Source organism: Synechococcus sp. A15-24 (assembly GCF_014280195.1).
In the GTDB taxonomy this organism is placed as follows: domain Bacteria; phylum Cyanobacteriota; class Cyanobacteriia; order PCC-6307; family Cyanobiaceae; genus Parasynechococcus.
This window is the reverse complement of the sequence record NZ_CP047960.1, coordinates 2,295,196-2,305,373: the sequence shown is the minus strand read 5'-3', so window position 1 is coordinate 2,305,373 and position 10,178 is coordinate 2,295,196. Positions and strand designations below refer to the sequence as shown.

The window sequence follows — 10,178 nt, the reverse complement described above, 5'->3', positions numbered from 1 at the left end:
GATCCCAATCATGACCAAGGCTGATAGCAGTAATGAGTTGAGGAGAATGAATCGGGTGCTGGGGAGGGGGAACGTGTTTTCCACTTCTTCACTGCTTGTGGAGAAAAGCTGATGCTCCAGCGCGTCGCGTTTGCTCGTTCTTTCCCCAATCTGTTGAGCGACTTGTTGATGGTCTTCCCCAGTCGCTTTGTCGGTTGGCCGGTGGTTTAAAGAAAAAAAAGACCCCTGTCGGGGTCGTGAGGGATCAGACAGGTGTTGGTTTAAAAACCCATGACTCCCGCCACCGTGGCGAGATCGGGTTTCAGGTCTGTATGGAAGGCGGCATCGTTGTTGTTGATGGCGCAATCCGGATCCTTCAGGCCATTGCCGGTGAGCACGCAGACCACGCTCGCTCCAGCCGGGACTTCATCTTTCCGCTTCAAGAGACCTGCGACGGAGGCTGCACTGGCCGGTTCGCAGAAGATGCCTTCTTGGCCACCCAGAAGCTTGTAGGCCTCGATGATTTCGGCATCGGTGACGTCGAGGAAGGCACCGTTGCTGGCATGACGAGCGGCGATCGCTTTGGCGCGGTTCACCGGATTGCCGATGCGAATGGCGGTTGCAATCGTGTCTGGATCGCTCACGGTGGTGTCGTTGACCAACGGCGCTGAGCCGCTGGCCTGGAAGCCCATCATGCGCGGCAGTGTGCGGCAGTGACCGGCCTGTTGGTATTCCTGGAACCCCATCCAGTAGGCCGTGATGTTGCCGGCGTTGCCCATGGGGATGCACAGCCAATCGGGGGCATTACCGAGGGCATCGACGATTTCAAAGGCAGCGGTTTTCTGGCCCTGAAGTCGGTAGGGGTTTACCGAGTTCACCAGCGTCACGGGGTATTTCTCCGCCGCTTCGCGAACGATGTCCAGAGCCCGGTCGAAATTGCCGCGAATCGCCAGAACCTCAGCGCCGTAGACAAGGGCCTGTGCCAGTTTTCCTTGGGCGACGTATCCGTCGGGGATCAGCACGAAGGCCCGCATTCCTCCGCGACGGGCGTAGGCCGCGGCGGCTGCACTGGTGTTGCCGGTACTGGCACAGATCACAGCCTCGCAGCCGGCTTCCTTGGCCTTGCTGATGGCCATGGTCATGCCCCGATCTTTGAAGGATCCGGTCGGGTTGAGACCGTCGTACTTGACGAAGACCTTCACGTCCTTGCCGATCCGTTCCTCGATGGCGGGTACAGGGATCAGTGGAGTCGCCCCCTCCCTGAGGGTGATCACGGGCGTGGTGGAGGTCACCGGTAGCCAGGCTCTGTATGCCTCGATCAGACCGGGCCAGTCCTGCATCACAGGAGTGGCCGCAAAGCGCCGACGGAGGTTCTGGAACAGGGACACCGGATGCTGCTTGGAGTCAGGCGGAATCTACGAGGTTCAGGGCTTGGCTTCCTTCAGGCCGTCCAGGGGTGAATCGGAGAAGAACTGCACCAGTCCTGAAATGGATTGGGCTTTGTCGATTACGGAGAACAGGGCCGGAAGGTTCACAGCCAACACTTCATTGGGATAGGCCTTGAGGAAATCCACGGCGGTCAGTCCGTCACCGCTGTTGTGGAGTCCGTTGATCACGCCAGCCCGCAACGCGGGGATACTGACTTCAGGTTGAGGTGTGTAGATCGGATAAAGGATCTGCCCCACACGTCGGATGATCGCTTCACCAATGCGGGTGTTAATCAGACGACTGGTGAGAACCAGAGGCAGATCCAGTTTTTGGTTGAGGAGTTTGGCGACGTTTTCAGGATCCTGTTTGGATAGAACCAGGAGCTGCTCCAGCAAACCTCTCGCTTCACCGGTGTTGGCCAGATGCTCGATGTCTTCGACGGGGATTGAGCGCCGAAAGGCTCCACTGACCAGTGCAACGTCTTTTGCTGCTAGCGCTGGGCTGGCCAGGGCGGTCAACCCAATACTCCAGGTTGCGGCCAGGGCTATCGCCCGGCAGCGACGTGTTTTGAAGGTTGGCATGAACCCTGGAGCAATGCCCAGAACTTAGGTGGAGACTCCAGCAGCAACCCTCACGAGGCGGACAACTCCTCGTTCGGCCAGACCCTGAGCGACTTGAACACCCATCCGACGGGTGTCCGGTTCATTGAGCAGCCTGGGCATCCGTTTCATCAGCAGGTCGGGAGTGAAGCCCGGTAGAGATTGGAGAACGTTGATCAGTTCACGAATCGGTTCCAACTTCAGCAGTGGATCGGCTGGGGGCAGTCCTCGAGACTGGAAGGCTGAGGGTTGGAGTCGCTTGGGCAAGCGGCGTCCGAGCCGTTGCATGGTCGACCAGCCAATGGCGTCGAGGCGATCCACAGTGGCCTCAACAAGTTGATCTCTGAGCAAACCGGCTTTGGGAGAGAACAGGAAATCGAGAAGCTGATCCAGCAGGGCTTCGAGGTCCAGTTGTGCCTGGCTGGCTGCACTGGACACCAGATTTTCCAGACGTGTCCAGCGGAATGCGTCACCGTCGAACAACATTTCCTTGAGGCTCTGCCGCAATTGCGGATCGGGATCCTCCATCAATCTCCTGGCGAAATAGGGGTACGCCGCGCCAAGGATCTTGAACTGTGGGTCGACGCTCAAGGCGATGCCTTCAAGCGTGACCAGGGAGCGGATGATGAGTGCGTAATAGGGCGGGACGCGGAAAGGGAATTTGTACATCACACCGGACATGTCGTCGGTTACGGCCTTGAAGTCCATGCGATTGACCCCAGCTTCCAGGGCCTGACTGAAGACGGATTCGAATGCCGGAACGATGGGCTCGAGATTGACGTCTTCCGCCAGGAAACCAAGGGTGACGAAGTCTTTGGAGAGCTTTCCGAAATTGCGGTTCACCAGGTGCACCACCGCTTGAATCAATCCGGTGCGGGACTCACGGCTGACTTCACTCATCATCCCGAAATCCAGATAGCAGAGCCGGCCATCCGCGAGGGCCAGCAGGTTGCCCGGATGAGGGTCGGCATGGAAGAAGCCGTGCTCCAGCAATTGCTGCAAGCTGCAGTTCACACCGACATCCACCATGTCGTCGGGGTCGATGCCCAGCTCACGGACCGCATCGAGATTGGTGAGCTTCACCCCATCGATCCACTCCATCGTCAGCACACGACGGCTGGTGGCCTCGTGGAAGATGGCCGGTACGGCGATGCGGGGATTGTGGCGATGCAGCTCAGCGAATTTTTCAGCGTTGGCCGCCTCATTCAGGTAGTCCATCTCCTCGAACACCCGACGGCCTAATTCATCGATCAGGGCAACCAGGTCGCTGCGGATCAGGCCGATGTTGCTGTTCAACCAGGCGGCGATGTTGCGGACGATGTAGAGATCCAGCGTGATCTGTTCGCGCAGACCGGGTCGCTGAACTTTGACCGCAACCTTCTGTCCGTTGTTGAGAACGCCGCGGTGCACCTGACCAAGTGAGGCTGCAGAGATCGGGTCCCGGTCGAGCTGCTCATAGAGCTCATCGACCGGTGCACCCAGGTCTTCCTCGATACAAGCCATGGCCAGATCGCTATCGAAACCCGGCAATTGATCCTGCAGTTGTGAGAGTTCCTCCAACAACAGAGGAGGCACGATGTCGGGTCGGGTGGACAGGGCCTGGCCAGCTTTGATGAAGGCGGGTCCCAGATCCACCAGCAGTTCAGCGCATTCGCGGGCACGGCTCCGGGCCCGTTCTTCATCCTTCAGAAGCTGGAACAGCCAGTCGAAGGCCACGCCGAGCAGCAGCAGCCCGATTGGGACAAGGGTCTGCCACAGGCGGCGGATTAGCCGTTGGGGATGACCTGCATAGATCCTGGTGATGGCAGCGGGGTCGTACTCGAGCAGACCAGCTGCTTCGATGAAATCCCCAAGCTCCGCTGTCATCGTTAAAGGGGTTTGGTGCACCCCTTCTAAACGACGCGAGCCGTCGCTACGGTCGGCTTCACCACCGGGGATGGCGTGCTCACCGGTCTGCAGCTGCAGAACATCGCCCTGATCGATCGGCTCGAACTGGAGTTCGGATCGGGTTTCACGGTGCTCACCGGTGAAACCGGTGCTGGAAAATCACTCCTCCTCGACGCCCTTGATGCAGTGCTTGGTGGCGCTCAGGGAGCTGCTGGCCAGCGTTTGCTGCGCGAGGGTTCCGAGCGGTCGCGCATCGAAGCCAGTTTTCAGCTCACGCCGCTTCTGCAGGCCTGGTTGTCTGAGGCGGATTTCGAGCCGGAGGACGAGCTTCTGGTCAGCCGGGAATGGAAACGTCAGGACGGCGACCGTTGGTCCAGCCGTTCGCGTCTTAATGGCACACCGGTGAACCGTCAGCAGCTGTTGTCCCTGCGGCCGCTGTTGATCGATCTCACGGTGCAGGGTCACACCCAGCTGTTGTCCAAGCCCGGGCAACAGCGCCAATGGCTGGATCATCTGGGGGGCTCATCCCTGGCGGCACTGAAAGCTGATGTGGCCGCGGCCTGGCAGGGGTGGTGTGAATCAGCAGCGGCCCTTGAGGCGGTTGAACGGGAACAGCAGCGTTGCGAGGAGGAACGGGCCGAGCAGGAGGACTTGCTCGAGCAGCTTGAGGCGGCCGGTCTGGAGGATCCTGGGGAACAAGAGCAGCTGGAACAGGACCAGGATCGATTGGTCCATGGCGTTCGTTTGCAGGAGGGATTGGCCCAGTTGTTTCGTCGTTTCAGGGACGGTGCGGACCAGACCCCGTCACTGCAGGACCATTTCGCCGCGTCGGTCCAGGAGCTGCAGGCGATGGCTCAACTGGACGGTTCCCTGACGGCGGTGAAGGATCAGGCCCTGGATCTGGAGGCGAATGTTGAGGAGCTTCTGCGGTCCCTCGATCACTACAGCTTGGCTTTGGAGAGTGACCCGGAGCATCTCGATCGGATTCAGGAGCGTCTGGCGGAACTGAAGCGGCTGCAGCGTCGTCATGGCCTTGATCTGGCCGGTTTGATCGACCGTCGCGATGGTTTGCGGCAGCGGCTGGGTGATGGGGGGTTCGAAGCGGATCTTCAGCGATTGAGATTGGTTGAACAGTCGCAGCGCCACCAACGGGATCAGGCCAATGCCGCCTTGCGACAGGCCCGTTCTCAGGCTGCCATCGATCTCCAGTCTTCCTTGCTCAAGCTGTTGCCCCCAATGGGCCTAGCCAATGTGCGTTTTGAGGTGGATCTGCGTCTTGCCGAACCGGCAGACCATGGAGCGGATGCCGTCTCTTTCCTGTTTTCCGCGAATCCCGGTCAGCCACTGGCACCGTTGGTGGAGGTGGCGTCTGGAGGTGAGATGTCGCGTTTTCTGTTGGCGTTGAAGACGACCCTTGCTGCAGTGGACAGCTCCAGCACGCTGCTGTTTGACGAGATCGATGCTGGCGTCAGTGGCCGTGTGAGTGGAGCGATGGCCGATTTGTTGCGCAGCCTCGGTGAGCAACGTCAGGTGTTTTGTGTGACCCATCAACCCTTGGTGGCAGCGGTTGCGGATCATCACTTCAGGGTCAACAAGGAGGTGAAGGAAGGCGTCACCTATTCGCGAGTGTCCCGACTGCAGGACACTCGCGAGCGCCAGCAGGAACTGGCTGAACTGGCGGGTGGAGATCAGGCTGATCTTTATGCAGCCAGCCTCCTGGCCCAGCGTTCAGCCTGAGTTCAGCAGTTCTTCTTAAGCTCATGTGCTTTCGATCTGGGCCCGATGGTGCGAGCTGCTGCCAAGAGCACGGATCGATCGGCTCCCATGAATCTGTCCGGCGGCAGCCTGGAGGATGTGATCCGAGTGCGTGGCGCTCGCCAGCACAACCTTAAAAACGTCGACGTCACCATTCCCCGCAACAAGCTGGTGGTGTTCACCGGCGTGAGTGGCAGCGGCAAGAGCTCTCTCGCTTTTGACACGATTTTTGCGGAAGGTCAGCGCCGCTACGTCGAGAGTCTGTCCGCCTACGCCCGACAGTTCTTGGGTCAGGTGGATAAGCCAGATGTGGACGCCATTGAGGGGCTGTCTCCTGCGATTTCGATCGATCAGAAATCCACCAGTCACAACCCCCGCTCCACCGTCGGAACGGTCACGGAAATCCAGGACTACCTGCGCCTGTTGTTCGGCCGCGCTGGTGAGCCCCATTGCCCGCAGTGTGAGCGCTCGATCCGTCCTCAGAGTATCGACGAGATGGTCGATCAGATCCTGTTGCTGCCGGAGGGCACCCGCTATCAGCTGCTGGCTCCCGTGGTTCGGGGCAAGAAGGGCACCCACACCAAGATGATCAGCGGCCTCGCTGCTGAGGGCTTCGCTCGGGTGCGCATCGATGGCGAGGTCCGCGAGCTGGCGGACAACATCGAGCTGGACAAGAACCACAGCCACAACATCGAAGTGGTGGTGGATCGGCTGGTGGCCCGCGACGGCATTCAGGAACGTCTCACTGACTCACTGCGCACTGTTCTCAAACGGGGGGATGGACTCGCTCTGGTTGAAGTTGTGCCTAAGAAGGGAGAGGAGCTCCCCGATGGTGTGGAGCGAGAGCGCCTTTATTCCGAAAAATTTGCTTGCCCGGTCCATGGAGCGGTCATGGAGGAGTTGTCCCCGAGGTTGTTCTCGTTCAACAGCCCCTATGGGGCTTGTGAGGTCTGCCACGGCATCGGTCATCTGCGGAAATTCACCGTGGATCGTGTCATTCCAGATCCCACTCAGCCGGTGTATTCGGCGGTTGCTCCCTGGGCGGAAAAGGACAACAGCTATTACTTCTCCTTGCTCTACTCCGTGGGAGAGGCCTTTGGCTTCGAGATCAAGACTCCATGGAACCAGCTCACCGATGAGCAACGTGATGTGTTGCTGCACGGCAGTCGTGATCCGATCCTGATCCAGGCTGATAGCCGTTACCGCAAGGGCAAGGCGGGCTACAACCGGCCTTTTGAGGGAATCCTGCCGATTCTTGAGCGTCAGCTGCGTGACGCCAGCGGAGAGGCGCAGCGTCAGAAGCTGGAGAAATTTCTTGAGTTGGTCCCGTGCGAGGCCTGCGCCGGTCAGCGGCTGCGGCCGGAAGCCCTCGCCGTGAAGGTGGGCCCTTTCTGCATTCCTGAGCTCACGGCCGTCAGCGTTGGTCAGACCCTTGACCGCATCGAGCAGTTGATGGGTGTTGGCAGCCATGAGGGGGCCAACCCATTGCTGAATGATCGCCAGATTCAGATCGGTGATCTGGTGCTGCGGGAGATCCGGCTGAGGTTGAAGTTCCTGTTGGATGTGGGGCTCGACTACCTGAGCCTGGATCGGCCGGCGATGACGCTGTCCGGTGGAGAAGCGCAGCGGATTCGTCTGGCCACTCAGATCGGTGCCGGTCTCACCGGTGTTCTGTATGTGCTCGATGAGCCGAGCATCGGTCTGCACCAGCGGGACAACGATCGTTTGCTGAACACCCTCGTGCGCCTGAGAGACCTGGGCAACACGCTGGTGGTGGTGGAGCACGACGAAGACACCATCCGTGCCGCCGATCACGTGGTGGACATCGGCCCTGGCGCGGGCGTGCATGGGGGCCACATCGTGGCGGAAGGCAGTTTCGAAGATCTGATAAACAGCGAAGCGTCGCTGACCGGTGCCTACCTCAGCGGTCGCCGCTCGATTCCGACACCGGCGGAACGACGCAAGAGCGGCACCCGTTCGCTCAAGTTGCTCGATTGCAACCGCAACAACCTCAAGAACGTCAGTGTGGAGTTTCCCCTCGGTCGGCTGGTGTCCGTCACCGGGGTGAGCGGCAGCGGCAAGAGCACCTTGGTGAATGAATTGCTCCACCCTGCACTGGAAAACGGCCTGGGAATGAAAGTTCCCTTTCCGCAGGGACTCGGTGAATTGCGGGGGTTGAAGTCAATCGACAAGGTGATCGTGATTGACCAGTCACCGATCGGTCGCACGCCACGCTCCAATCCCGCCACCTACACCGGTGCTTTCGATCCGATCCGTCAGGTGTTTGCTGCAACGGTTGAGGCCAAGGCCCGCGGCTATCAGGTGGGGCAATTCAGCTTCAACGTGAAGGGCGGTCGCTGTGAGGCTTGCCGCGGCCAGGGCGTGAACGTGATCGAGATGAATTTCCTGCCTGATGTCTACGTCCAGTGCGACGTCTGTAAGGGAGCACGTTTCAACCGGGAAACGTTGCAGGTGAAATACAAGGGGCACACCATTGCCGATGTGCTGCAAATGACGGTGGAGCAAGCCGCCGAAGTGTTCGACGCGATTCCTCAGGCTGCGGATCGATTGCGCACGTTGGTGGATGTCGGTCTCGGTTACGTGAAGCTTGGCCAGCCGGCTCCAACCCTCTCTGGTGGAGAAGCGCAGCGGGTGAAGTTGGCGACGGAGTTGTCACGCAGGGCGACTGGGAAAACCCTTTATCTGATTGATGAACCCACCACGGGTCTGAGTTTTTACGACGTCCACAAATTGATGGATGTGATGCAGCGCCTTGTTGATAAGGGCAATTCGATTATCTGTATCGAGCACAATCTGGATGTGATTCGCTGTTCCGATTGGATCATTGATCTCGGACCCGAGGGAGGCGACAAGGGTGGAGAGCTTCTGGTGACCGGGACTCCGGAAGAGGTGGCCCAGCATCCAACTAGTCACACGGGCCGTTACCTGAGCCGTGTTTTGGAGCAGCATCCGCCTGAGATCCCCTTGATCGCTGCCTGATGACGCGTTGTCGCACCCATTGGGCTGCTTTCCTCGGTGGCCTTGCACTGTCAGGGTTCGCTGCACCGGCTCAGGCGCTCGAGCGGTTGGTGCTGCGCATGCCGTTCCTGGAGACGAGCGTCACCATCAACCTCGGAGAGGCTGGCTCCGCTTCAGGACTGATTCGATCCAGCCCTGATCTTGAGGATCTCCAATCGGCGAGCGGTGGACAACTTCTTGATCTGATCAGCAAGATTTTTCTGGCGCCGTTGCCTGTCGAGACCAAGGCCTTCCTGGAAGGGTCCACCGGCCAGCCATTGCTTGAGCAGGCCTTGATTGCGGCCACGGATCTCGTTGATCTCGAGGGGGTGGATCCAGACACCAGTGTTCGGATGTTGACGGAAGCTCTGGTGCGAGCTGAACGCAATGGCCAACCCAATGTGCTCGGCTTCCTGCGGGAGCTGCCCGGTGAGCAGGCCTCCATCGATCTGTCTCGGGTGGCTGATGCGGCGAACCGACTCAAAGCCAACCAGGAGCAGGGCGTGGCTCTGGCTAAGGCAGGGCCTTCCGCCACGGTCACGCCATCGTTGCGAGCTCCGTTGAAGTCGTCCTGGACCCGTCAGGTCATTCGTCTTTCCGTAACCCATCGTCAGCAACCACTCAGAGTGCTGACGCTGGTGCCGAGTGGCTCAGCCAACGGCCGTCTGGTGGTGATTTCCCATGGCCTCTGGGATGACCCTGAATCGTTTGAAGGATGGGGCGAGGTGCTTGCGGCCCAGGGCTTCACCGTCCTCCTGCCGGACCACCCCGGCAGTGATTTCAGTCAACAGAAGGCGATGTTGGCCGGTGATCGGCCGCCCCCAGGTCCAGAGGAACTGCGTCTGCGACCCATGGATGTCTCTGCTCTGCTCGATGCCGTCGAGTCCGGCCGTCTGTTGAAGGGCCGAGGCTTGAACACGGAGGCTGTTGCGGTGGTGGGCCATTCCTGGGGTGCCACCACAACACTCCAGCTTTCAGGTGGTGTTCCGACTGAACGCAAGCTCAAGAGCCGTTGCAGTGATCTCAGAGACCCCGAACGCAACCTGAGCTGGGTGCTCCAGTGCAGCTGGTTGAGCGGCATCAACAAGGCCGGTGTAGCCGACCAGCGGGTCAAGGCTGTCGTGGCCGTCAGTCCTCCCTTGCGTCTGCTGTTTGAACCCTCCAGTTCCACCAGCCTCAATTCCAAGGTGCTGTTGATCAGTGGTACCCGCGACTGGGTGGTTCCTTCAGGCCCTGAGGCGATTTCCCCGATGCGCGATACCAAGGCTGCACAGTTGGGCCATCGCCTGGTGCTGGTGAAGGGTGCTGACCACTTCAGCCTGCGCAGTTTTCAAGGGGAAGATCGACCGGCTCTGGTCGGACCGGTGCTGCTGGCCTGGATCAATGAGCAGCTTGGGGTGAATGGAGTCGTCAGCTTCAGCGGTGGTGGCTGGGGTGATGATCAGATTGATCTGGTGGATGTGAGCAATAAGCTCTGACATTGCTTGTTCTTCACAATTGATTCTCCATTGA

General features: G+C 59.7%; 6 protein-coding genes. 3 read left to right on the top strand and 3 right to left on the bottom strand.

Annotation, left to right across the window (positions count from 1 at the left end; genetic code table 11):
• Positions 1 to 260: 260 nt before the first annotated feature.
• The 3 genes from thrC to SynA1524_RS12850 form a co-directional block, all read right to left on the bottom strand.
• Positions 261 to 1,319, bottom strand: a complete 1,059-nt coding sequence (gene thrC, locus SynA1524_RS12860; RefSeq protein ID WP_186499661.1) for a threonine synthase — start codon at positions 1,317 to 1,319, stop codon at positions 261 to 263.
• A gap of 84 nt (positions 1,320 to 1,403) precedes the next feature.
• The gene (locus SynA1524_RS12855; protein WP_186498405.1) at positions 1,404 to 1,988 is read right to left on the bottom strand and encodes an alpha/beta hydrolase; all 585 of its coding nucleotides are present in this window, start codon (positions 1,986 to 1,988) and stop codon (positions 1,404 to 1,406) included.
• Between the two features lie 24 nt (positions 1,989 to 2,012).
• Positions 2,013 to 3,872 carry an ABC1 kinase family protein gene (locus SynA1524_RS12850; RefSeq protein ID WP_186498404.1) on the bottom strand — a complete coding sequence of 620 codons (1,860 nt, stop codon included), beginning with the start codon at positions 3,870 to 3,872 and terminating at the stop codon, positions 2,013 to 2,015.
• A 75-nt stretch (positions 3,873 to 3,947) separates the two neighbouring features.
• On the opposite strand from SynA1524_RS12850, the gene recN reads away from it, so the two are divergent.
• The 3 genes from recN to SynA1524_RS12835 are packed head-to-tail and all read left to right on the top strand — an operon-like array spanning position 3,948 to position 10,144.
• Entirely contained in the window at positions 3,948 to 5,630 is a 1,683-nt protein-coding gene (gene recN, locus SynA1524_RS12845; protein ID WP_186498403.1) for a DNA repair protein RecN, read from the top strand.
• Positions 5,631 to 5,675: 45 nt separating this feature from the next.
• Entirely contained in the window at positions 5,676 to 8,648 is a 2,973-nt protein-coding gene (gene uvrA / locus SynA1524_RS12840; RefSeq protein WP_186498402.1) for an excinuclease ABC subunit UvrA, read from the top strand.
• A complete protein-coding gene (locus tag SynA1524_RS12835; RefSeq protein ID WP_186498401.1) occupies positions 8,648 to 10,144 on the top strand; it encodes an alpha/beta hydrolase family protein in 1,497 nt (498 codons plus the stop codon). Before uvrA ends, SynA1524_RS12835 begins: the two co-directional genes overlap by 1 nt.
• Positions 10,145 to 10,178 lie beyond the last annotated feature (34 nt).